Annotated in this window: 24 protein-coding genes; 13 read left to right on the forward strand and 11 right to left on the reverse strand. The window is 70.2% G+C overall.

The window, feature by feature from the left end:
- Positions 1–42: 42 nt before the first annotated feature.
- Positions 43–633, forward strand: coding sequence for a TetR/AcrR family transcriptional regulator (locus AMYNI_RS0108185; protein WP_020667515.1), 591 nt, complete (start codon positions 43–45; stop codon positions 631–633).
- Here AMYNI_RS0108185 and AMYNI_RS0108190 read toward each other — a convergent pair.
- On the reverse strand, positions 630–1,124 hold the full coding sequence (locus AMYNI_RS0108190; RefSeq protein ID WP_020667516.1) for a MarR family winged helix-turn-helix transcriptional regulator: 495 nt from the start codon (positions 1,122–1,124) through the stop codon (positions 630–632). The genes AMYNI_RS0108185 and AMYNI_RS0108190 overlap by 4 nt on opposite strands.
- Before the next feature lie 92 nt (positions 1,125–1,216).
- Between AMYNI_RS0108190 and AMYNI_RS0108195 the strand changes: the two genes are divergently transcribed.
- Both AMYNI_RS0108195 and AMYNI_RS0108200 read left to right on the forward strand, forming a co-directional pair.
- Positions 1,217–1,636 (forward strand): RidA family protein, encoded by a 420-nt coding sequence (locus tag AMYNI_RS0108195; RefSeq protein ID WP_020667517.1) that lies wholly within the window; start codon positions 1,217–1,219, stop codon positions 1,634–1,636.
- Positions 1,637–1,821: 185 nt separating this feature from the next.
- Entirely contained in the window at positions 1,822–2,217 is a 396-nt protein-coding gene (locus AMYNI_RS0108200) for a hypothetical protein (protein WP_020667518.1), read from the forward strand.
- Here the strand turns inward: AMYNI_RS0108200 and AMYNI_RS0108205 are convergent.
- The gene (locus AMYNI_RS0108205; protein ID WP_020667519.1) at positions 2,214–2,951 is read right to left on the reverse strand and encodes a TioE family transcriptional regulator; all 738 of its coding nucleotides are present in this window, start codon (positions 2,949–2,951) and stop codon (positions 2,214–2,216) included. The genes AMYNI_RS0108200 and AMYNI_RS0108205 overlap by 4 nt on opposite strands.
- Positions 2,952–3,032: 81 nt before the next feature.
- On the opposite strand from AMYNI_RS0108205, the gene AMYNI_RS0108210 reads away from it, so the two are divergent.
- On the forward strand, positions 3,033–4,208 hold the full coding sequence (locus tag AMYNI_RS0108210; RefSeq protein WP_020667520.1) for an erythromycin esterase family protein: 1,176 nt from the start codon (positions 3,033–3,035) through the stop codon (positions 4,206–4,208).
- Here AMYNI_RS0108210 and AMYNI_RS44010 read toward each other — a convergent pair.
- Both AMYNI_RS44010 and AMYNI_RS0108220 read right to left on the reverse strand, forming a co-directional pair.
- On the reverse strand, positions 4,205–5,764 hold the full coding sequence (locus AMYNI_RS44010) for a BTAD domain-containing putative transcriptional regulator (protein ID WP_020667521.1): 1,560 nt from the start codon (positions 5,762–5,764) through the stop codon (positions 4,205–4,207). The two genes, AMYNI_RS0108210 and AMYNI_RS44010, sit on opposite strands and share 4 nt — an antisense overlap.
- The gene (locus AMYNI_RS0108220) at positions 5,761–6,948 is read right to left on the reverse strand and encodes a sensor histidine kinase (protein ID WP_040405612.1); all 1,188 of its coding nucleotides are present in this window, start codon (positions 6,946–6,948) and stop codon (positions 5,761–5,763) included. Before AMYNI_RS0108220 ends, AMYNI_RS44010 begins: the two co-directional genes overlap by 4 nt.
- A gap of 152 nt (positions 6,949–7,100) precedes the next feature.
- Here AMYNI_RS0108220 and helR point away from each other — a divergent pair, with 152 nt between their 5' ends.
- Together helR and AMYNI_RS0108230 are read left to right on the forward strand one after the other, a co-directional pair.
- Entirely contained in the window at positions 7,101–9,311 is a 2,211-nt protein-coding gene (gene helR, locus AMYNI_RS0108225; protein ID WP_026360183.1) for an RNA polymerase recycling motor ATPase HelR, read from the forward strand.
- Positions 9,312–9,328: 17 nt separating this feature from the next.
- Positions 9,329–10,159, forward strand: coding sequence for a nucleotidyltransferase family protein (locus AMYNI_RS0108230; protein WP_020667524.1), 831 nt, complete (start codon positions 9,329–9,331; stop codon positions 10,157–10,159).
- A gap of 9 nt (positions 10,160–10,168) precedes the next feature.
- Here the strand turns inward: AMYNI_RS0108230 and AMYNI_RS0108235 are convergent, their stop codons facing one another.
- A complete protein-coding gene (locus tag AMYNI_RS0108235) occupies positions 10,169–10,804 on the reverse strand; it encodes a TetR/AcrR family transcriptional regulator (RefSeq protein WP_026360184.1) in 636 nt (211 codons plus the stop codon).
- An 88-nt stretch (positions 10,805–10,892) separates the two neighbouring features.
- Here AMYNI_RS0108235 and AMYNI_RS0108240 point away from each other — a divergent pair, with 88 nt between their 5' ends.
- Entirely contained in the window at positions 10,893–11,246 is a 354-nt protein-coding gene (locus AMYNI_RS0108240; protein ID WP_020667526.1) for a nitroreductase/quinone reductase family protein, read from the forward strand.
- A 15-nt stretch (positions 11,247–11,261) separates the two neighbouring features.
- On the opposite strand, the gene AMYNI_RS0108245 is transcribed toward AMYNI_RS0108240, so the two are convergent.
- Entirely contained in the window at positions 11,262–11,987 is a 726-nt protein-coding gene (locus AMYNI_RS0108245; protein ID WP_020667527.1) for an MBL fold metallo-hydrolase, read from the reverse strand.
- Positions 11,988–12,083: 96 nt separating this feature from the next.
- On the opposite strand from AMYNI_RS0108245, the gene AMYNI_RS44015 reads away from it, so the two are divergent.
- Both AMYNI_RS44015 and AMYNI_RS0108255 read left to right on the forward strand, forming a co-directional pair.
- Positions 12,084–12,527: a MarR family winged helix-turn-helix transcriptional regulator gene (locus AMYNI_RS44015; RefSeq protein WP_020667528.1), complete on the forward strand. Its 444-nt coding sequence runs from the start codon at positions 12,084–12,086 to the stop codon at positions 12,525–12,527.
- Between the two features lie 9 nt (positions 12,528–12,536).
- Positions 12,537–13,109, forward strand: a complete 573-nt coding sequence (locus tag AMYNI_RS0108255) for a TIGR03086 family metal-binding protein (RefSeq protein ID WP_020667529.1) — start codon at positions 12,537–12,539, stop codon at positions 13,107–13,109.
- Between the two features lie 10 nt (positions 13,110–13,119).
- On the opposite strand, the gene AMYNI_RS0108260 is transcribed toward AMYNI_RS0108255, so the two are convergent.
- Positions 13,120–14,979, reverse strand: a complete 1,860-nt coding sequence (locus AMYNI_RS0108260; protein ID WP_281170256.1) for a pentapeptide repeat-containing protein — start codon at positions 14,977–14,979, stop codon at positions 13,120–13,122.
- Between the two features lie 69 nt (positions 14,980–15,048).
- Here AMYNI_RS0108260 and AMYNI_RS0108265 point away from each other — a divergent pair, with 69 nt between their 5' ends.
- From AMYNI_RS0108265 to AMYNI_RS0108280, 4 genes are all read left to right on the forward strand, one after another.
- Positions 15,049–15,849 (forward strand): class I SAM-dependent methyltransferase, encoded by an 801-nt coding sequence (locus AMYNI_RS0108265; protein ID WP_020667531.1) that lies wholly within the window; start codon positions 15,049–15,051, stop codon positions 15,847–15,849.
- Positions 15,850–15,892: 43 nt separating this feature from the next.
- The gene (locus AMYNI_RS0108270) at positions 15,893–16,633 is read left to right on the forward strand and encodes an enoyl-CoA hydratase/isomerase family protein (protein ID WP_020667532.1); all 741 of its coding nucleotides are present in this window, start codon (positions 15,893–15,895) and stop codon (positions 16,631–16,633) included.
- A gap of 134 nt (positions 16,634–16,767) precedes the next feature.
- Entirely contained in the window at positions 16,768–17,187 is a 420-nt protein-coding gene (locus AMYNI_RS0108275; protein WP_020667533.1) for a YciI family protein, read from the forward strand.
- A gap of 16 nt (positions 17,188–17,203) precedes the next feature.
- Positions 17,204–18,490, forward strand: a complete 1,287-nt coding sequence (locus AMYNI_RS0108280) for an RNA polymerase sigma factor (protein ID WP_020667534.1) — start codon at positions 17,204–17,206, stop codon at positions 18,488–18,490.
- 200 nt (positions 18,491–18,690) lie between these two features.
- On the opposite strand, the gene AMYNI_RS0108285 is transcribed toward AMYNI_RS0108280, so the two are convergent.
- The 4 genes from AMYNI_RS0108285 to AMYNI_RS0108300 form a co-directional block, all read right to left on the reverse strand.
- Complete coding sequence (locus tag AMYNI_RS0108285; protein WP_020667535.1) at positions 18,691–19,869, reverse strand: HNH endonuclease signature motif containing protein; 1,179 nt, start codon at positions 19,867–19,869, stop codon at positions 18,691–18,693.
- Positions 19,870–19,989: 120 nt separating this feature from the next.
- Positions 19,990–20,628 carry a histidine phosphatase family protein gene (locus tag AMYNI_RS0108290; RefSeq protein ID WP_020667536.1) on the reverse strand — a complete coding sequence of 213 codons (639 nt, stop codon included), beginning with the start codon at positions 20,626–20,628 and terminating at the stop codon, positions 19,990–19,992.
- Positions 20,629–20,639: 11 nt separating this feature from the next.
- A complete protein-coding gene (locus AMYNI_RS0108295) occupies positions 20,640–21,980 on the reverse strand; it encodes an MFS transporter (RefSeq protein ID WP_020667537.1) in 1,341 nt (446 codons plus the stop codon).
- Positions 21,981–22,124: 144 nt separating this feature from the next.
- Complete coding sequence (locus AMYNI_RS0108300; protein WP_020667538.1) at positions 22,125–23,030, reverse strand: LysR family transcriptional regulator; 906 nt, start codon at positions 23,028–23,030, stop codon at positions 22,125–22,127.
- Positions 23,031–23,034: the final 4 nt, after the last annotated feature.

A 23,034-nucleotide genomic window follows, 5' to 3' on the forward strand; every position in this document is an offset into this window, starting at 1 on the left:
GTAAGATATGCACTATCCGACAACTTTGGCAAGGTGTAAGAGATGAGCCCACCTCCGGCCCGGAACCGCCGCGCCGACGCCCGGCGCAGCAGGTCCGCCATCCTGGACGCGGCGATCCGGCTGCTGAACTCCCAGCCCGAGGTCAGCGTCGAGGCCATCGCGACCGCCGCGGGCGTGACCCGCCAGACGGTCTACGCCCACTTCCCTTCGCGGGACCAGCTGCTGGCCGCGGCACTGGACCAGGTCACCGAGGAAACCGTCGCCGCGATGGACGCCGTGGAGCTCGACTCGGGACCGGCCGCGGACGCGCTGCTGCGGCTGCTCGACGCCAGCGGCCGGCTGGCCGGGCGGTACTCCGTGCTGCTCCAGCACACCAGCTCGCTGCCGGTGAGCAAGGAGGACGACCACGAACGCCACGCCCCCGTCGCGGACCGGCTGCGAAAGGTCATCCAGCGGGGCCAGGCGAACGGGGAGTTCGACGACCGGCTCGCGCCCGGCTGGCTGGTCGCGGTCACCATCTCGCTCGCGCACACCGCGGGCGAAGAGGTCGACGCCCGCCGGATGTCCGAAACCGAAGCGGCGGAAGCACTCCGCACCAGCCTGTTCCGCGTGTTCGGCGCGACCCCCGACTAAGCCAGATCGGCGGGCCGCACCCGCAGCTTGGCGGCGATGCGGGCCAGCGCCTGCTGGTCGGCGGCGGTGAGCGGGTCGAGCACGAACCGCCGCACCGCGCGCACATGCGTGGGCGCGGCGGCGACGACCACGCGATAGCCGGCGTCGGTGAGAGCGGCGATGGTGTACCGCCCGTCGTCGGGGTCGGGCGAACGCTCCACCCAGCCGCGCTGCTCGAACCGCTTGACCACGTTGGACAGCCGCGAGAGGGAGCCGTTGGCCAGGTAGGCCAGCTCGCTCATCCGCAGGCGGCGTTCCGGGGCCTCCGAGATGTGGCTGAGGGCCAGGTACTCGAACAGGGTCAGGCCGGCGCCGTGCTGCAGCGGCGTTTCCAGCCGTCCCGGCAGCAGCAGCACCAGTGAGACCAGCCCGGTCCATGCCTCTTTTTCGTCCGCGGTCAGCCACAGCGTCTCGTCCGGGACGTCCTCACCGGGGTTCGGGCTTGCGGCCATGGCGGCACCCTACCGAGCCGGGATGACTTTACGCATGAAGCGAAACGGTGCTAGGTTGACTTCACACATGAAGTCAATTCGAAGGGGTCTCCATGACTGAGCCGGAGTTCTTCGCCACGCCCGGCTACGGCGAGACGCAGCTGGCCGAGATGCACTACAGCCAGGCGGTCCGAATCGGCGACCGGGTGGAGACCTCAGGCCAGGGAGGCTGGGACGACGACTGGAACTTTCCCGATTCCCTCGAAGCCGAAATCGTCCAGGCCTTCGAGAACGTCGAGCGGACCCTCGCCTCCGCCGGCGCCGGCTGGCGAGACGTCGTCGCGGTGAACTCCTACCACGTGCCCGGCTCCGCCGACTTCATCGGCGAGGTCCACAACCGCGTGATGGTGGAGCAGTTCCGCAAGCGCATGGGCGACCGCGCGCCCATCTGGACCGAGATCGGGGTGCCCGCCCTCGGTGCCCCGAAGATGCGCGTCGAGATCCGCGTGACCGCCATCGTCGGCCACGGCTGACCGCCGGCCGGCGCCTCACCCGCCGCGGGGACCCCGGTGTTCCACGCACGCCGGCTGACCGGCCCTTTCTTCCCGCGGTCCGTTGCTGCCGCCCGGCTTCCCTCAAAGCCGTCACCGTTCCGGTCGATACAGGGGTGGGCGCCAAGAGGTTCCGCTTGCAGTGGAACCGCTTTCGAGGGAGGAACGTGAGCAGCACCGAGTACCGGCCGGACAGTGTGTGGGTGGTCATCGCGCCGTCGGGGGAACTGACCTGGTACACCGCCGCCGAGGAACGCCTCGTCGACCGGCTCGTCGGCGGGTTCTACGGACCGGAGGTCACCGCGACCAGCGTCGTGGACCCGCGGCATCGACCAGCGCTGCGGGTGATGGGCCCGGACCGCGGCCGGATCGCGCCGGAGCACTACCCGCTCAACCCGGCCGCGCGGCAGGTGATCACCCTGTTGTCCGGTGGGCGTTTCCGCCAGGACTGGCGAGGCCACATCGCGCTGGTCGAGCTCACCGCGGCGCTGGCGCCCGGCCCGATGCCGGCCGGGATCGCGAACGAAATCGCCACAGCGCTCGAATCCCCACCCGACTCCTAGTCACCCGCGATCCGAGGCGCGGCGGGGTCGAGCAGGCTCAGGTAGTGGCTGAGGTGCGTGGCCGCGTCGAGCATGGCGAGGCCGCGCGCGGTCAGCTTCCGCCGCCAGTCGTCCAGCGCACTGGCCAGGGTGCCGGTACCGCCCGCCGTCCGGATCTGCCCGACCACGGTGGAGATGTGGGCCAGCGGGTATCCCCCGCGTCTGAGCAGGTGGGCGAGTTCGGCGTCGCGGATGTCGCTCGCCCGGTAGCCGCGGTACCCGGTGGCCGGGTCTCGTTCGGGGACGAGGATGCCGGCGCCTTCCCAGTTGCGCAGGGTGGCCGGGGTGACCCCGAGCCGATGCGCGAGTTCGCCGATGGTCCGGGTCTCGACGTCCACCTCGCGTTCCGGGGCGGCGTCGGACTCCGCCATCAGATGACCCACCGCTTTCCGGACCGAATCGAGGGTTTCCCGGTCGCGGAGCAACTGGCTGTGGCCGCGGTCGAGGTGCGTCAGCGCGCGGTCGAGTTCACCGCCGGAGAGCGCGTGCATGATCCGACCGCCCACCGCGTACCCGTAGCCCGGGATGAGCGCGAGGTAGGCGCGCAGCGCCGCCGCGTGCAGCTCGGTGTAGATCCGGTACCCGGCGGGGGTGCGCTCGGCGGGCGGGATGAACCCGTGCTGCTCGTAGTTGCGGACCGCCTGGGTGGAGAGGCCGTGCTCGCGCGCGAGGTCGGCTGGTCGCAAGGTGATCACCGGTTTGAGACTTTACCGCACGTTCCCAAGGCCAACGCTGCGAAAGTTTCAACCGACCTTTCAACGATACGATTGAGACCCATGAGTCAGGACATTCGAGACTTCGCAACCACCTCAGTCGAGCTGCTGGCCTTCGGTGAGCCGACGCACCGGGAACCGGCCTTCGCCTGGATCCGCAACGAGCTGTTCGTCCAGTTGGCCGACCGCGGCTACCGGTCGATCGCGCTGGAGACCGATCACGTGGCCGCACTCATCGTGAACGACTTCGTCCAGGAGGGCGTCGGCACCCTCGACACCGCGATGAGCGAAGGCTTCTCGCACAACTTCGGCGACTTCGACGCCAACCGGGAGCTGGTCTCCTGGATGCGCGACTACAACGATGCCCGGCCGCCGGAAGAACGACTGGCCTTCTACGGCTTCGACGCGCCCACGGAGATGATGAACGCGCCAAGCCCGCGGAGCTACCTCGAACACGCCCGCGACTACCTGCGACTCGACCGACTCGACGCCGACCTCGCGGGCCTCGCCGGGGATGACGAGCGGTGGAGCCGCACGGAGGCGGTGCTGGACGCGGCCGAGTCGGTCGGCGCCACGGCCGAAGCCGAAAGCCTGCGCGTGATCGCCGACGACCTGCTCACCTCGCTCTACGCGCGCGCACCCGAGCTGATCGCGGCGACCTCGCGCGCCGAATGGTTCCGGGCCAGGACGCACCTCATCGGCGGCCTCAGCCTGCTGCGCTACCACAAGCAGGCGGCGCAGCCGATGGCGGACAGTGCCCGGTGGACCCGGATGTCCGCCACCAGGGACTCGCTGATGGCACAGAACCTCCTCGACCTCCGCGAAGCCGAGGGAGGGCGGGGAGCGACGCTGGTCTTCGCGCACAACCTCCACCTGCAGCGGAACCCGAGCCACATGCGGCTTGGCGAGATGGAGCTCGACTGGTTCTCCGCCGGCGCCATCGTGGGGTCGCTGCTTGGCGAGCGGTACACCTTCGTCGCCGGCAGCCTTGGCCGCAGCGAAGGCATCGGCCTCGGCGAGCCCGAACCGGAAACCCATGAGGGCTTCCTGCAGCGCGGTACCACCACCTGGGGCCTGACCCCGGCCGGCACGGTCGCTTCCGCCCGCACGCGCACCGACATCACCAAGTGGATGGGCTACTTCCCGCTCGACCACGCGATCGTCGACACCGCCGACGCGATCCTGCACGTCAGCGAAGGGCTGGCCGCCCGCTCCGAGCAGGACGCACTGCGCGGTTAGTCCGGACGCGGGTATCCCGGTCGCGCAGCCAGCCCACCGGGATACCCGCCAAGGCTTTCGCCGTCCTCGCACAGCACCGCGTTGTGCGTTCGCCGCAGCTCCTCGCCCGGCTCCACGCCGAGGTCGTCGACCAGCCGGGCGCGCGTGCCGCTGTACACCGCAAGCGCTTCCGTCCGACGGCCGGCGCCGTAGAGCGCGCGCATCAGCAACGCGGCCAGCGGTTCGCTGTGCGGATGCGCCGCGGTCAGCGCGGCCAGCTCGCCGACCGTCTCCGCGTGCCGTCCCAGCCGCAGCTGAAGCTCCGCCTTCTTCTGCGACAACGCGATCCGGCGTTCCGTCAACCGCAGCCGCTCCCCCGCCACGAAGGGCCCGGGCAGCCCGGCCAAGGGTTCCCCCTGGAACAGGTCGAGCGCGTCCGCGCAGGCGCCCACCGCGGCGGTCAGCTCACCCGCCTGCTCGGCCGCGCCCGCCTGGGTGACGAGCTCCTCCAGCCACACCACGTCCATCCAGACCCCGTCGCCGGCGAAGCGGTAACCGCCGCGGCCGCGGACGATCACCGAGTCCGAGGTGCTCTCCTCGGCCGACCGGAGGCACCTGCGCAGCCGGAACACGTACACCGGCACCACCTTGCCGCCGGTGCCCGGCGGCTCCAGGCCCCACACGTCGTCGAGCAGCTCCTGCTGGCTGACCGTCACATCCGGGCGCAGCACCAGCGCGGCCAGCAGGGCCTGCTGGCGGACCGGCCCCAGATCCAGCTGCTCCGCGCCGCGCCACGCCCGCAGCGGCCCGAGCACGGCGAACCGGAGCGTCGAGACCGGGCCCGGCGGCGGCTCCCGGACGACCGGCCGCGGCGCGGGATCGGTTTCCTCGTCAGCAGCGTCGGTGGCGCTCCGGCCGGGGGTGACGATGCCGTGGTCGAAGGCGTAGACGATGGCGGCGGCCCGGTCGCGCAGCCCGAGTTCGGCGAGGATCCGCTCGAGCCTGCCTCGCACGGTGCACTCGGAAATGTCCAGCGCGTCGGCGATCTCGGCGTCGGACAGGCCACGGCCGATGGCGCGCAGGACGTCCTGTTCGCCGGGGGCGAGCAGCTCGGCACGTGAGCCGGGGTGCCGGTCGGCGGCCTGCCGGTAGGTGCTGAGCACGCGCGCGGTGACCGCGACGTCGAGCCAGGCGTCGCCCGCGGCGACCGCGTGCACGGCGCGGATCAGGTCCTCGGCCGTGGAGTCCTTGAGCAGGTAGCCGGCGGCCCCGGCACGCAACGCGCCGGCCAGCAGCTCGTCGTCGTCGAAGGTGGTCAGCACCAGCACCGGCGGGTGGTCGCCGGACCGCCGCAGGCGCCGGGTCGCCTCGATCCCGTCGACCTCCTTCATCCGCAGGTCCATCACGACCACATCGACGTCGCAGGCGGCCAGCGCGCCGGGCACTTCGGCCCCGTCCGCGCACTCGCCGGCGATCACGAACCCGTCGCGCGGGCGCAGGATGCGGCGCAGCCCGGAGCGGACCAGTTCCTGGTCGTCCACGAGCAGCACGCGCACGCCCGGGTGGCCTGCGGTCACGACTTGACCGGCTCTGCGCGCGCCTGCGGACCAGGCACCATGATGTCCACGACCCAATGCTCCCCGCTGGGCCCGGCGTGCAGCGCACCGCCCAACTGCTCGGCACGGGCGGACATGCCCGGCAGCCCGGACCCGCTGCCCACCGGGCTCGGCACCGCGGCGGGCAGGCCGTTGCGGACGGTGAGCCTGGTGCTCGCCGCGTCCGCCCACAGCAGCACCTCGGCGCTGGCGTCGGGGGCGTGTTTGGCGATGTTGGTCAGCGACTCCTGCGCGATCCGGTACAGGCCGAGCCCGTCCGACGCGCCCACCGCCGTCAGGTCCCCCTCCTGCTCGTAACGCACGTCCAGCCCGGCCGCGCGGGTGCGCTCGACCAGGACGGCGATGTCGTCCACGCCGGGCAGCGGGCGGGTGCCCGAAGACGAACCGGCGAGCAGCGCGACCGTCCGGCGGATGTCGGCCATCGCCGCCCGCCCCGCCCGTTCCGCGTCGGTGAGCCCGTCGATCGCCTCGTCGACGTCCCCGTCCTCTTCCAGCGCGCGCCGGGCCCCGGTCAGGTGCAGCAGCGTGATGCTGAGCGAATGCGCGACCACGTCGTGCACGTCGCGGGCGATGCGCTGCCGCTCGGCCAGGATCGCCTGCTCCTGCGCGGCTTCCCGCGCGCCGCGCTCGGCGTCCAGCGCGCGGACGTACCAGCTGAGCATGAACCCGCCGATCAGCCCGACCAGGACGGCGACCGTGTACACCTGGAAGCCGACCAGTCCGGCCCACACCGTGGCCGCGCCCAGCACCACGATGCTCGTCCCGGTCACGGTGAAGGCCAGCACCGGACGCGCGGTCACCGCCACCTCGGCGGTCAGGATCACCAGCGACATGGGCGCGAAGTCCGGCACGACCGGTGCGGTGAGCAGGATCGCCACCGCGGCCAGCACGGTGCCCGCCTTCAGCCACGGTGGCGCGATCTCCCCCGTGATGGCGTAGCCCAGCAGCGACACGATGGTGAGCACCCCGGCCAGCACCAGTGCCGGCGCCGGCATCAACGCGGCCCGTTGCGCGATCGCGACCAGACCGAAGAGCACGCCCATCCCCGTCGCGCAAACCGCGCCCCACCAGGGCAGTCCTATCCCGGCACTGGCGAGGGCAGCCTCCAGTCTCGCCTTGGCCCCGTTCAGCACCGTCGCCCGCACGGCCTTCAGCCTAGTGCCAGCGCGAGATCCCATTCTTCGTGTTCCGCGAAGGGGACTTGACAAGTAGCGGACAATAAAAAATCGGCGTGTCTTCCATTAACCAATGGAGAACCCGCCGAACGTAACTTCAGTTTAAACGCTGCGAGGGGCATGTGTCAACTCAGGGGTACGAAGAAGAATTGCGGTCCGAGCGGAGCTACGTGGCGGGGCTCTACAAGCGACTCGACGCCGAGCGCGCGCGGGTGAAGGGTGCGTACAACGCGTCACTGCGGGGAAACGGTGAGACGCCGATGGAACGAGATGTCGAGGTGCGCGCGCTGGCGAAAGAAGCGAAACGGCTGGACGTGGCGGACGACGGGCTGTGTTTCGGCCGGTTGGACAGCGTTTCGGGCGACCATTCGTACATCGGCCGGATCGGCCTTTTCGACGAGCGGAACGAGTACGAACCGGTGTTGCTCGACTGGCGGGCGCCGGCGTCGCGCGCGTTCTACGTGGCCACCGCCGCGAGCCCGGAGAACATGCGCCGGCGCCGTCAGTTCCACACCCGCGGGCGCCGGCTGACCGATTTCACCGACGAACTGTTCGGCCGCCCCGACGACGCGGAGCGGGGCGGCCGGGGAGACGCCGCCCTGCTCGCGGCGGTCAACGCGCCGCGCGGCGAGGGAATGCGCGACATCGTGGCCACGATCCAGGCCGAGCAGGACGAGATCATCCGGCTCGACCACCAGGGGGTGCTGGTGATCGAGGGTGGCCCTGGCACCGGGAAGACGGTGGTGGCGCTGCACCGCGTCGCGTACCTGCTCTACACCCAGCGGGAGCGGATGGAACGCCACGGGGTGCTGGTGGTCGGGCCGAATCCGGCGTTCCTGAACCACATCGGCCGCGTGCTGCCGTCGCTGGGCGAGTCCGACGTGGTGTTCATGACCCCCGGCGACCTCGTGCCATGGCTGCGGGTCACCGCCGAGGACGCCCCGGAGGTCGCGCGGTTCAAGGGCTCGTTGCAGGCACTGGACATGCTCGCGGCGGCGATCGCCGATCGGCAGCGGCTGCCGGAGCACCCGCTGCCGATCGAACTGTCGGACGCAGCGGTGCGGATCGACGCCGAGACCGCGGAGTGGGCCGTCCAGGAGGCGCGGGCGAGCGGGCTGCCGCACAACGAGGCCCGCTCGGTGTTCACCGAGATCGTCACCTATGTGCTCACCGAACGGGCGATCGCCCGGATCGGCCGGGGTTGGCTGACCAGGGCGGACCGCGAAGCATGGGAGGACCTGCGGAAAGATCTGCTCGCCGAGCTCGCGGAAAACGACCAGTTCGCCGCCGCGCTCGACGAGCTCTGGCCGATCCTGACGCCGGAAACCCTGCTGGCATCGCTGTACAGCTCCCCCGAACGGCTGCGCGCGGCGGGCGCCGACCAGGCGCTGCTGCGCGCCGATGGCGACGCCTGGACGGTGTCGGACGTGCCGCTGCTCGACGAGCTGGTCGACCTGCTGGGCAGTAACAAGACGGCCGGCAAGTCCACCGAGCAGGCCGCCGAACGGGAACGCAAGGCGGAGGCCGAGTACGCCGCCGGCGTCATGGACATCATGAAGCTGGACCGCGAGGAAATGGACGAGGACATCATGCTCTCCGCCGAGAACCTGCTCTACGACGAGGACCTGGCGGACCGCTTCGTCGAGCAGGACACCAGGGAACTCGCCGAACGAGCCGCCGCGGACCGGGACTGGACCTACCGGCACATCGTGGTGGACGAGGCCCAGGAACTGTCCGAAATGGACTGGCGGGTGCTGATGCGGCGCTGCCCCGGCCGGTCCTTCACGGTGGTCGGCGATCTCGCCCAGCGCCGGTCGGCGGCCGGGGCGAGGGCGTGGGACACCATGCTCGAGCCGTACGTGCCGGGTCGGTGGCTCTACCGGTCGCTGTCGGTGAACTACCGCACCCCGGCGGAGATCATGACCGTCGCGGCCGCGCTGCTCGCCGAGTTCGCACCAGGGGTCCGGCCACCGGAGTCGGTCCGCGCGTGCGGTGTGCGGCCGTGGTCGAGGCGGGTCACCGAGGACGAACTGCCCGCCGCGATCGAGGAGTTCGTGCGGGACGAAGCCGGTCGCGAAGGCACCAGCGTCGTGATCGGGCCACCGGGTGTGCCGGGCACGGTGCCTCCGTCGGAGACGAAGGGCCTGGAGTTCGACGCCGTCCTGGTCGTGGCCCCGGAACGGATCCTCGCCGAGGGTCCACGCGGCGCGGCCGAACTCTACGTCGCGCTCACCCGCGCCACCCAGCGCCTCGGCGTGCTGCACCACGGTTCTCTGCCGCAGGCCTTGACCGGACTGGCCGAAACCCCGGCCCCCGCCGAGGCCAGCCGGTGAATGGCAGACTGGCGCGGATGCTCCCACCGGCCGCCGCGCGCACCGTCGCCCGCTACCTGACCATCGCCGACCGGCTGCTGCCGGGGAAGATCACCGGCTGCTACCTCGTCGGCTCGGCCGCACTGGACGCCTGGTCGCCACGGCGCAGCGACCTCGACTTCATCGCCGTGGTGGACGGCGGCCTCAGCGCCGGGGAGCTGCGCCGGCTGCGTGTCCTGCACGCGGCCGGCAACGCGGCAACCTTCGGGCAGGCGCTGAAAAGGGCCGAGCCGACCATTCCCGGGACGATGAACGGCGCCTTCGTCTCGGCCGGCGACCTCGGTGAGCCGGTGACCCGGATCCGCCCGCTGGCTTCGCACAGCGGCTGGTCGTTCAAGAGTGGCGCCGGCTTCGATGTGAACCCGGTGATGTGGAAGGTGTTGCGGGAACGCGGAATCGCGATGCGCGGCCCGGCCACGGACCGGCTCGGCCTCGATCCGGAGCCGGACCTGCTGCGCGAGTGGAACCTGGGCCAGTTGCGCGGGCATTGGCGAAGCTGGGCGGAGAAGCTGTTGTCCGGGAAACCGCCGCGCAAGCCGCTGGTCCCCGCACACCGGGTGGCCATCGCCCGCGTGCTCGGCCCGCCACGCCTGCACCACACGATCGTCACCGGCAAGGTGATCGCGAAGGAGCACGCCGTCGAGTACGCGCTGGACACCTTCGCGGCGCGCTGGCATCCCCTCCTTCGCACCGCCCTCGCCGACCGGACCGGCGAGCCAGCCCCCGGCACCCGGCCGGAGCCCGCCGCACTCCCCCGCCTTGCCGGTGAGTTCACCCTCGAACTGATCGCGGACGCGGACCGGCGGTGACGCCCGCGGCTACAGGGCGTCGTACAGGCTGAGCGGGGCCGGTGGCGGCAGGGGCTCGGCCGGATCCGCGTGGTCGGCGCGGAGGGAGTTGAGCAGATAGGCCAGTAGCCGCCGGGACGCGGCTCTGGCGACCTCGGCGGAGTCAGCGGTAATGCCGTTGTTGGCCATCAGCAGCAGGGGAAGGTCGTCCGGGGCGAAGTCGGCGCGAAGCCGGCCGGCGGCCTTGGCCCGGTCGGCCAGCTCGGTGAAACCGCGTAGTGCGCACTCGCGTTGCTGGTCGATGTCGACCGCGTCGGGGAACGCGGCGAGGAAGGCCGAGCTGAACCCGCGATCGGTGGCCTGCATGACGCACACCTTTTCGATGACGCCGCAGAACCCCCGCCACGGGTCCGGGTCGGCCAGTCCGTCGTGCACGACCGCCGCGCAGTTCGCGAACTGGTCGGCGAACACGTCGGTGATCAGCGACTCCTTCGTGGGAAAGCGGCGGTAGAGCGTGGCGACGCCGACCTGCGCATGCCGGGCGATCACGGCCATCGGCACGTCGAGTCCCCGTTCGGCGAACAGCTCCCTGGCCACCTCGATGATCCGGTCGCGGTTGTGCCGTGCGTCGGCCCGCAGCCCCATACGAGATACCTCGGTGCTCATTCTTCTCACTTTAGATTAAGTGGACGACCCACTCCACTTGTCCTGCTAGCGTGGCGACTACCAGCGAAGAAGGCACCAGGGAGATCTCATGCGGTACGGCGGAACGCTGACGAAGCGAATGGTCGGCGGGTTCAACGCCGGGGCGAACGCGCTGCGCTCGTCGCCACGGTTCGGCCGGCTGGTCGGTAAGTACCTCACGGTCGTCACCTACACCGGGCGGCGCTCGGGACGCACCTTCAGCACACCCGTCGCCTACAAGCGGGCGGGCGACACCGTCAAGATCGGCGTCGCTCTGCCCGACGCCAAGAACTGGTGGCGCAACTTCACCGGCGACGGCGGCCCGATCTCGCTGGAGCTGGAGGGAACCGAGCGCACGGGCCTGGCCGTCGCGCACCGCGACGACAAGGACCGCGTCACGCTCACCGTGCGGCTGAACGGCTGACGCCGGCCGGGGAAACTACGGCAAGATCGCCGGCTCGCCGGTCATTCCTTCCGTCGCCGCGGCACGGACCAGCGGCTTCATCAACTCGGCGAGGTCCGGTTGGTGGAACTGCGGTTTCCCGTGCAGTGGCGCGACATGGCGGACCGGAAGCCGGAACCGCTGCCAGTTCTGCCGCAGGGCCTCGTCATCGACGCTGGTGTCCCATGGGGTGCGCACCAGCCGCCGCAGACCGTCTCCGGCCTGGTCCTGGGTCGGGCCCATCGCCGAGTCGCCGGCGAGCAGCAGCCCGTCGCGTTCGCGGTAGAACAGCACGCTGCCCTCGGTCTGGCCGGGAAAGTGCAGCACCTCGAGCCCGAAGGGGGCCAGCGGCGAGCCGGCCTCGACGTCGGTGAAGGCCAGCCCGGTCCGCTTGGCCAGCGGATGTGCGATGTCGAGGCGGTGCATCAGCACCGGAATGCCGAACTCGCCGCTGAACCGCCGGATGAAATCGGCGTCCCCGTTCACCGGCAGGTGATGGTGGGTGAAGGCGAGCGCCGCCGGCCGGAAACCGGCATCGGCCAGCTCGCCCAACGGGCCGGACAGGTACTCCACCGACGCGTCGACGATCAGCGCTCGGTCGCCCGCGAGCACCGCGTAGGTGTTCGTCGGCAGACCATGCGGCGCACCACCGGGATCGGCGTGTTCCAGCAGGACCAGATCATCCAGCGGCCAGGTCACCCGCACCGGAAACCGACTGTTCATGGCGAAACCCCTTCCCTCGTGAGACGCCACGACCATATCACTGCCTAGGCAGCTACTGCTAGGACAACTACTGTCCAGGCAGCTAATCTGCCGGTCATGTCCCTACAGTTCTCCGAGTCCGACAGTCCCGGCTTCCTGACCAACCTGACCGCGATGGCCATCAACACCGGCAACGACAAGGCACTGGCCCCCTACGGCGTCACCGGTGCACAGTGGACAGTCCTGTGGCTGCTCTCCGAGCGGAAGGCGGACACCCCCAAGACCATCGCCGCCTACCTCAACATCGACACCGGGGCCACCTCCCGCCTGCTGGCCCGACTGCAGCACAAAGGGCTCATCGAGACCGTGCCGAACCCGGACGACCGACGCAGCGTCATCGTGCACCGCACCGCCCGCGCCGCGAAGCTCTACCCGAAACTCCGCGAAGCGATCGCTGCCTCCGTCGAACACGCCTTCACCGGCATCAGCCGCACCGAGCTGACCGCGTTCAAGCGCATCTTGCTCCACGTGCTGGAAAACCAGACCGCACCGCGGCGATAGAATCAGCTCATGCCCCTCAACGTCGAACAAATGGACCGGCTGTTCGGCTCGGTCGGCATCCTGGTCGACGGGGTGCGGGAGGACCAGTGGCAGGCGCCGACCCCGTGCACCGACTGGACCGTGCGCGACCTCGTCAACCACCTGGTCGAGGTGAACTTGATCTTCGCCGCGCTGCTGCGCGACCAGGCACTGCCCGAACCCGGTAGCGAGCTGCTCGGCGCGGACCCGGCCGGCGCCTACCGCCGCTCGGCCGCGGAACTGCTGGCCGCGTTCGACCAGCCGGGCGTGCTGGACCGGACCTTCACCAGCGCGCTGGGCACCACCACCGGCGCGGTACGGCTCTCGATCCGCATCGCGGACCTGCTCGCGCACGGCTGGGATCTCGGCCGCGCCACCGGCCAGCCCGTCGGCCACCTGCCCGACGAGCTGATCGAGCAGGCCCTGCTCTTCATCCGGGAACAGCTCACCAAGATGCCGCGCACCGGGCGGTTCGAACCGGCTCAGCCGATCGCCGAAGACGCCCCGGCTCTCGACCGGCTGGCCGCTTTTCTCGGCAGACCCCCGTCCTGGTCAGCGACCTGAGCAAACGCCGTCATCGTTTGACCCTGGCGCGGACGGCGAGGGCGGCGAGGGCGAGCAGCACGGGGCCGAGGAACCGCCCGGTCATCACGATCCAGGTGCCGGCGGGGGTCAGCTGCTGGCCCGCGTCGCGGAAGGCCACCGAGCCCAGCGCGATCTGGAGCGCTTTCTCCGTCCTGTTCCAGGTCCAGCGTTGCGCGGGCGGGGGCAGCGTGGGCGGGCCGGCGACCTGCAGGGTGCCGGTGACCGGTTGCGCCACGCTGTTCGCGGGCAGTCCGCAGCCCAGCAGCAGGACGGTGATGACCGCGACGAGCACGGCGAGGCCAGCGAGCGCACGGCCGGCCCGCTGGCCGTAGCCGGAGAGCAGCCAGTAGGCGGTCAGCACGATCCGGTCCCGCAGCGATCCGCTGTGCCGGCGGGCTTCCATCTCGCCGTAGTAGAAGTCGCCAGCGCCGGCCTCGTCCTTGCCGTCCTCCAGCGTTTTGCGCAGTGAGCGGTAGAGCACCGCCAGCCGCTCCGGCCCGACCCCGGCCGGGTCCTGGTCGAACGGATACGACTGCCAGCCGGCGTCGATGCCGCCCAGCTCTCCGCGGCGCCAGGCGTGTTCCTCGGCGAGGACCTGGCGGCGGGTCCACCGCCGCACCGGCGGCCAGGTACGCGCGCGGTGCCACCCGCGAGGTGGCCGGTGGAACGGGCAGCGGCACTCGATCCGCAGCTTGTCCAGGTGGTGCGCGCCCGCGAACCGGCACCACCGCAGGTCCACATCGGTCAGCACCAGCTCGGAGACATCGGTGCCCTGCAAGGAGATCAGCCCGGGCACCCACTCCTCGCCCAGCCTCAGCTCGCCCCGGTCGCGATACTGCGCGGCACGGCGATCCCAGGCCTCCGCGCGCTCCAAGGAAGCCTGCACGGTCGCGAAGGTGACCGGCAGGAAGAGCTGCGACCGGCCTTCCAGTGACGACGGCCCGCCCAGTGCCACCTGCTTGAGGCTCACGGTCGCGTATTTCACCTGCAGCGTCGCCCCGCTCTCGAACCGGGCGCGGTCACAGGACACCCGGCCCGCCTCGACTTCCACCACCACCGGCCGGGCGAACACCACCTCGTCCAGTTCCAGCGCCGCCGCTGTGAAGGGCCCCAGTTTCGTGGCGGCCGTGAACTGAGCGCGGCCGAAGCCGGCGTCTCTGCTGAATCGCGCGCCGTTGAGCTGGGTATCTCCGCCGAATCGCGCGCCGTCGAACAAGGAATCACGGCTGAACCGCGCGCCGTCGAAATCCGCCACCTCGTCGAACTGTGCGCTGACGAACGAGGCGTTCCCACTGAAAACCGCACCGTCGAACCTGGCATCCCCGCCGAACTGCGCGCGGTCGAACCTGGCACGTCCGTCGAACCGCGCATCACCGAACTCGGCGTACCCGTCGAACCGCGCATCACCGAACCAGGCACGCCCGGCGAACCGCGCACTGCCGAACCAGGCACGCCCGCCGAATCGCGCGTCACCGAACTCGGCGTCCTTGTCGAACCGCACGCCGTCGAACCAGGCATGCCCGTCGAACCGCGCGCCGTCGAACCCGGCGTCTCCGGTGAACCACGCGTGCGTGCAGAGCAGGGTCCCGAATCGGGGACCGTCACCGTCCTCGCCACTGACGGCGTAGAGCAACTTGGTGAGGAGGTTGGTGTCGAACGTGGTGCCACGCGCGTCCAGATCTGCGCCGGGACGCAACCGCCCCAGCACCGCACCGAGGTCATCGTGGGCGAGGTGGGCCAGGCAGCGGTCGAAACCGATGGCTTGAACTCCGGCACAAGGGGGCACGAGGTCTTCCCGACAGGTCGGCCAGTCCGGTTCGAGCCCGTCGACGGCGGGCGGCGTTGACATCGCCCCGTTCTAGCACCCCGTGGCGAAAACCGGTGGTCCCACGTTCGTGGTCTCTGCTTGGCTTGGCCGATGGACTGGGTGCGGGAGTTCTACTCCAGGACCGGCGACTGGTGGGCCGAGGCCGACGCCCGGGTCACCGACCGGGACCACCACCGCGTGCGGCTGCTGCACGACCACGGCGGCGAGGTGGGACGGGTGCTGGAGCTGGGATCCGGCTACGGGGCGACGGCCGTGGCCACCGCGCGGGCGGGGCACGCGGTGACCGCGGTCGACATCAGCGACCGCGCGGACTTCACCGAGGGGCTGGCCGAGGATGTCGGCCCCGGGTCGCTGACCGTCCACAAAGCAGACTTCTACCGGGTGCGGATGGCGGAACGGTTCGACTTCGTCTGCTACTGGAACGGGTTCGGCGTCGGTTCCGATGCCGACCAGCGGCGGCTGCTGATGCGGATCGCGTCCGAATGGCTGCGGCCGGGCGGGGCCGCGCTGATCGACGTCTTCAACCCGTTCGTCTGGGCCCGGTGGGACGGCGACGAGGAGCACCTGACCCCGGATCCCGCCGCCGGCTACCACCACGAACTCGGCGAGCGGACCCAGTTCGACCCGGTCACCTGCACGGCCACCGACACCTGGTGGGAGACCGCGAGTCCCGAGCGCCGGATCAGCCAGGTCCTGCGCTGCTACACCCCGGCCGACCTGGCCCTGCTGCTCACCGGCACCGGCCTGGTGCTGACGAAAATCGTGGTGGGAGAACAGGTTCTGCCGCCCGAACCGCGGCCGGGCCTCGGCGAGCTGCTGCGGGAACAGCACGAGTACCTCGCGGTCCTCCGGCACGAACCCGACGCTCAGGCAGCGCCGCACGCCGGATGATCGGCCACTGGCGTCCCGCCCGCGCACCGGCCAGGATGGCCGGATGATCGAGACAGCCGAGCACGACGGGATCGCCGTGCTGACCCTGCACCACGGGCCGGTGAACGCGCTGGACCTGGAGCTGCTCACCGCCGTGCCGGAGGCGCTGGCCGCCGTCGCCGAAGCCCGCGCGGTCGTGCTGACCGGCAGCGGGCGATCTTTCTCCGCGGGGGTGGACCTGAAGCGGATCGCGGACGGCGGCCCGCGATATGTCGAGAAGTTCCTGCCGGCCCTGCACCTGGCGACGCTCACCCTGTTCGAGCATCCGAGGCCGGTGGTCGCCGCGGTGAACGGGCACGCGCTGGCGGGTGGCTGCGTGCTGGCGGCGGCCTGCGATCTCCGGCTGATGTCGGGCGGCACCATCGGCCTCACCGAGCTCGCCGCGGGCGTGCCGTTTCCCACGGTGCCGCTGGAGATCATGCGCCACGCCGTCGGCCCGGCGCTGGACGCGCTGGTGCTCGATCCCGGCAGGCTGACCCCCGACCAGGCCGCCGCGATCGGCCTGGTGCACGAGCTCGTCGAGCCCGATCGGCTGCTCACCGCGGCACTGCGGCGAGCGGAAGGGCTCTGCGTCGCACCGGCCGATGTGTACGCACTCGCCAAGCGCCAGCTCCGCCGGCCCGCCCGCGAGCGGATGGACGCCGCCCGGCCGTCGGACGATCCCGAGGTGCTGAAGCTGTGGAGTTCCGAACGCACCGGCCGGACCCTGCGTGACTATCTCGCGTCCCTGCGCCGAAGCAAATGAGTGGTCAGTGGTCGCGGGCGGCCGCGACCGAGCTTCGGAAAAAGATTCGGCGGGTCTGTCGATCCGCAGGCTTGCCATTCGACCCAGAGGTGAGAGGGTCCGAACGGGACCCGGACAACCAGGGAGACGGAACCATGAAGTACATGCTGATCATGCGGGCGACCGACGAGACCTACCAGGAGTTCAAGGACATCGACTTCAACGAGATCGTCGCGTCGATGGGCCGGTTCAACGACGAGCTGGTCCGGGCCGGCGTGCTGGTCGCCGCGGAAGGGCTCGACGACGCCGCGGAGGGCGTCGTGGTCGACTACTCCTCCGAGCCGCCCGTGGTCACCGATGGCCCGTACGGCGAGACCAAGGAGCTGTTCGCCGGCTTCTGGATCCTCAACGTGGCCTCGAAGGAGGAGGCCGTGGAGTGGGCGAAGCGGGCGCCGCTGGCCGGCCCTGGCAGCAAGGCCGAGATCCGCCGGATCACCTCGATCGACGAGCTCCCGCAGGACAACGAGTGGATCCAGAAGGAGCGGGCGTGGCGCGAGGCCACCGGCCAGCTCTGAGCGGATCGGCGAGCAGATGAGCGATCACACCGGCCGCGAGGCCGTCGCCGCCGTCTGGCGGATCGAGTCGGCGCGGATCGTCGGTGCGCTCACCCGGTACACCGGCGACTTCGCGCTGGCCGAAGACCTCGCCCAGGAGGCACTGGCCGAGGCGCTGGTGAGCTGGCCGCGTGACGGCGTACCGGGCAACCCGGCGGGGTGGCTGCTCACCGCCGGCCGTCGTCGCGCGATCGACGCGTTCCGCCGCCGTTCCGCCCTCGACGAGAGGTACGCCGCCCTCGCCCACAACCTGGGTGAGGGCGGCGTCGTCTCGGGCAGCGCGCCCGCCGATCCGGCCAGGGACGCCGAGGACGTGCTGTGGGATCCGGACCAGATCGACGACGACGTGCTCGCGCTGATGTTCATCTCCTGCCACCCCGTGCTGTCGCGGGAAGCCAGGGTGGCGCTCACCCTGCGCGTGGTCGGCGGTCTGACCAGTGACGAGATCGCCAAGGCGTTCCTGGTCCCGACGGCCACCGTGCAGGCCAGGATCACCAGGGCGAAGAAGACCCTCGGGGCGGCCAGGGTGCCGTTCGAGGTGCCGCCGGCCGCACAGCGGTCCGAACGGCTCGGCTCGGTGCTCAGCGTGGTGTACCTGATCTTCACCGAGGGGTCCTCGGCCAGTTCCGGTGATCACCTGATCCGGCTCGACCTGGCGAGCGAGGCGCAGCGGTTCGCCAGGGTGCTGACCCGCCTGGTGCCGGACGACCCCGAAGTCCACGGCCTGCTGGCGCTGCTCGAGCTGACCGCGGCGCGTTTTCCCGCCCGCACCGGGCCGGACGGCGGGCCGGTGCTGCTGGAACACCAGGACCGCAGTCGCTGGGACCGCACCGCGATCCGCCGTGGACGAGCCGCGCTGGCCCGCGCCGAACAGGTCGGCCGCGGCCTCGGCGCCTACGGCCTGCAGGCGGCGATCGCCGAATGCCACGCCGTCGCCGCGTCGGTGGACGCGACGAACTGGGAACGCATCGTGCTCATCTACGAGGCGCTCGGCCGGCTCGCCCCGTCCCCGGTGGTCGACCTCAACCGGGCGGTGGCGGTCTCCATGGCCAAGGGACCGGCCGCGGCACTGCCCATCGTGGACGAACTGGTGGCCACCGACGCACTGCCGAACTCGCATCTGCTGCCGACCGTTCGCGGGGAACTGTTCACCCGCCTCGGCCGCACCGACGAGGCGCGCACCGAACTGAAGCGCGCCATCGGATTGTGCGGCAACGAACGCGAACGAGCGTTGCTGGCGCACAAGCTCGCCGACCTCGGCTGAGTTCAGGGCGTGCCGGTTCCCCGCAGACACCGCCGACCACAACCGCCGGGACCACAACGACGGACGGGCTACCCAGCCGGGCGCAGGTCGGCGGGGTGGGGTGTGAGTGTCTGGTATGGCGACCAACGACGCAACGTTGTACAGGAGCGAAATTTTGCCTCGCGTCGCCTGCAAGGCGACCACCCACCACGACCCGGAAGTTAGAAGGGCGGAGGCTCGTCAGCGGTCTTTGGAAGGTCGAGGAGTGGCTCCGGTCGCGTCGTGTAGGTGCGGCCGGTCGGGGTGGTGACCGTTAAATCGGCCGTGGCCGGGTCGAACTCGAACTTCCAGCCGGGCTCGTCTTTCAGGCCGTGGTGGTAGCGGCAGAGGCAACACAGGTTGTGCTCGCGGGTGTCCCCGTTTTGCGACCACGCGGTGCAATGGTCGGCATCGCAGCGTTGGGCGGGGCGGTTGCAGCCCGGTGCCCGGCAGGTGCGGTCGCGGACGCGAACCAGTTCGGCGAGATCGGCCGGTGGGCGGTATCTCTTGCGGCCGATATCCCGGACAGTGCCTGAAACCGGATCGGTCAACACCTTCCGCCACACCGAGTTGGGCTGGTTCATGAGTTGACGCCCGAACTCACCCGGGATCGGGCCATGACCGACCAACTCGCAGCCGTCCTCACGGATACCCAACGCAGTGTCGAGCGGAATGTGGATGAACACCTGAGCGGCCAAGCCCTCCCAGCCCTTGCCGAGCAGCAACTCCGCCAACACATCCGCCCGAAGTTGGTCCAGCGTGCGAACCTCATCGCCACCGCGCAACTTCCGCGCCAACATATCGATCCGGGCATACACCGCGGTCGCGATTTCCACCGGGAGATACGCCCAGAGCGAGGCCATCGCATCAGGCTCGTGGTGCAACTCGACCCGGCGCTGCTTGCGGCGAGTCTCCGCGCGGGCGCGTTGGCCTTCGGGGTCGAGGGCCGCGACAACGCGGGTTACCGTTTTCCGCCAGTTGCTCGGATTCTTCTCGCCGATACGATCGGCCAGAATTTCATCCGCCTGATGGGCCAATTCATCCGACAACACCGCCACACCATCAAACGCCTGACGGGCCTTCTCGATATCCAGCTCGCCAGCGACCATTGCTGCCAGCAGACACGGCATCCGCGACGCCAACGCCTCCGACAAGGCCACCCGGGTCGCGGTCGTTTCACGGGACAGCCGCAACTCCGGCGCCAGTTCATCCGCCACCGATCGCGCACCACCACGAGCACGGTTCAGCCGCGCGATCGCCAAAGCCTGCACCGCCTGCACCCGACAGATCGCCCGCCGAGTCGAAACGACCACCTCGACCACTTGCGGCGGATCCAACTCCTCAAGTGCGTCCTCGTCCATCGAGCATAACCAATCCAGAGAAAGCATCAGAAACCTCCCAGGCTCCGAACCTAACTCCAGAATACCGGCGACCTCCGACAAAAAACGCCCGTGCCCAAACACGAAAGAGGGAAGAAAGCGCTAACCAGAAACGGTGTCGAGGTGGCTCGTGTCACCGAGACTGGAAACCTGGCGGTTGTGGAAAAAGTCGTCCTCGCGAAGCACCGTGATGCTGCCCGAGGGGGCCCGGAAACCAACGTAGTCCGCTGATTCGAGCGGCATCCTGATCCAGGACGCCAGGACGAACGTGAGGGCGAAGCCGTGCGTCACGATGATCTGGTGCGCGCAGGGGCTTTCCAGGATCGCGTCCATCGCCGCGTAGACGCGCTGCGCGAGCGCTGCCCTGGTCTCGGCGCCCGGTATTCCTTCGTCGTGCCGCATCCGGTCCCCCGTCGCGGGCGGCGGGACGAACCGCTGGTCCAGCCACTCCTGCGGCCGGCCTCCGGCATCGCCGTAGGACTTCTCGCGCAGTCGCTCGTCCAGAATCGGCCGCACGCCGAACAATTCGCCCACCGCCTCGGCCGTCTGGGAGGTACGCCGCAGGTCCGACGAGAACAGTTCCACTTCGGCGCCCTCGGGCACCCTGGCCCGTAGCGACCCGGCGATGGCGGCCGCCGCCCGCGTTCCTGCCAGGGTGAGTTCGGAGTCGTACCAGCCGCCCACCAGTCGATCGACGTGGTGCGTGGCTTCTGGATGGGTGACGACGTAGATGTTGCGCATAGGCGACACTCTCACAGGCGGTGCTGGGAGATCATCGGCCGCGCCTCGGCCTGTTCCCCGGCGCGTTCGTCGTAGTTGGGGCGCTTGAGCAGGGCCAGCATGCAGCCCAGCGTCAACAACACCTGGAACACCGCGAAAACGATCACCGCGGCGATCGAGCCGGTCAGGTTGAGCAGGAACTGGCCGGCGATCGGGGTGGTGCCGCCGAGCAGCGTGCCGCAGAGCTGGTAGCACAGCGAGATCCCGGTGTAGCGCACGTGCGCCGGGAACCGGCTGGCGAGCATGCCGGCGAGCGCCGCGTAATACAGGCAGTGCGGCACGGTCGCGACGACCACGCCGAGCATCGCCGCGCTGTAGCTCCCGGTGCCGATCAGCAGGAACATCAGCGGCATCAGCACGAGCTCGGGCAGCAGCATCACGCACACCGCCTTGCGCCAGCTGTCCATCCGGGTGACCAGTACCGCGCCCCACGGCTGGACCAGGATCTGGGTGATGTTGGCGACCAAGATGATGGTGAGGAAGGAACTCCGCGTGAAGCCGACGTCCGACGTCGCCCAGGACAACGCGAAGGTGGACTTGAAATAGGTCGCCGACAGCCCGATCGTGCAGGCGCCGATGCCGAGCACGATCAGCATCGGATGGTTGCGGAGCACCTCGGTCAGCGGCAGCTTCGCGACCTTCTTGGCCTTGATCAGCCCGGCCATCGCGGGTGACTCGGTGACCTTCAGCCGGATGAACAGCCCGACCCCGACCAGCAGGGCCGAGGCGAGGAACGGGATCCGCCAGCCCCAGCTGACGAACGCCTGGTCCGGCAACTGGCTGATGGCAAGAAAACTGACCGTGCTCAGCGTGTTGCCCACCGGGGAACCCTGCTGCGCGAACGCGCCGTACAGAATGGACTTGCCCTTGGGGGCGTGCTCGGACGCGATCAGCACCGACCCGCCCCATTCGCCGCCGAGGCCGATGCCCTGGATCATCCGGATCAGCACCAGCAGGATCGGCGCGGCCATCCCGATCGAGGCGTAGCTCGGCAGCACCCCGATCAAGGTGGTCGACACGCCCATCAGCAACAGGGTGATGACCAGCGTCTTCTTGCGGCCGAGCCGGTCACCGATGTGGCCGAAGATGATGCCGCCGATCGGGCGGGCCAGGAACCCGACCCAGAAGGTCGCGAACGCCACCAGGGTGCCGAGCGCGCCGTCGAGCTCGGGGAAGAACACCTTGTCGAACACGAGGGCGGACGCGGTGCCGTAGATGTAGAAGTCGAACCACTCGATGGTCGAGCCGATGAACGCCCCGATGCCCGCGCGTTTCGCGGTCGCGTTCGCGTCGCGTGCGGTCGCCGCAGCCATGTTCTCTCCCTTGAGATTCGCCGGCCAGAGGGATCGGCGCGGCGACCCCCCGGCGCCCACGTCCCTGTGCTGGCGGCAACGGTGCCAGTCGCGACCCAGACAAGTCCAATACCGAATAGACCCGCCAGTGATTGGATCCGCGTCTTAATCGACGCGTGGCGCAGGGGTCGGCAACGCCGCTTCGGCGACCGCGAGAACGCTTCGCAATGCGGCCGACGGGTTGTCGGCGCGCCAGGCGAGTGCCGCCTGCAGCCGGATTCCCGGCCCGGCGAGCGGCCGGTACACCAGCCCGGTCTGCTGGATGTGCTGGCAGGAGGTCAGCGTCAGCGTGACCCCGACCCCGGCCGCGACCAGCGCCAAGATGGTGTACGAATCGGGCGCCTCCTGGACGACGCGCGGCGTGAACCCGCCGTCGGCACACGCCTTGACGGTGGCTTCCCGCACGGTCGAACCGGCGTTGGCCGGGAAGCTGACGAAAACCTCGTCGGCCAGCTCGCCGATCGGGATGCGCTCGCGCCGCGCCAGCCGGTGGTCCGAGGGGAGTGCGCAGATCAGCTCCTCGTCGTCGATGACCCTGGCCCGCACCCCTGGCTGGCTGACCGGCAGCCGCACGAAACCGAGGTCGAGCGAGCCGTCCGCGACCCGGTCGAGCGCGACGTTGGCATAGGTCTGCCCGCGCATCACCAGTTCCAGGCCGGGATGTGCGGCACGGACGGCGCGGGTGAGCAGCGGCAGCGACTCGTGGCTCGACGCGCCGGCGAAGCCGATGGTGACCCGCCCGTACTCACCGCGTCCGGCAGCCTTCGCGGCCCGCGTCGCGAGGTCGAGGTCGTCGAGCACGGCCCGTACCGGCGCCAGGAAGGACTCCCCCGCGCTGGTCAGCCGGACCGAACGGGTGTTGCGCTCGAACAGCTGGACGCCGAGCTCCTTCTCCAGCTGGCGGATCTGCTGGCTCAGCGGTGGCTGCGCCATCTGCAGGCGCTTCGCCGCGCGGCCGAAGTGCAGCTCCTCGGCCACCGCCAGGAAGGCGGTCAGATAGCGCAGTTCCATCCCG

This window comes from Amycolatopsis nigrescens CSC17Ta-90 (assembly GCF_000384315.1).
Classification (GTDB): Bacteria; Actinomycetota; Actinomycetes; order Mycobacteriales; family Pseudonocardiaceae; genus Amycolatopsis; species Amycolatopsis nigrescens.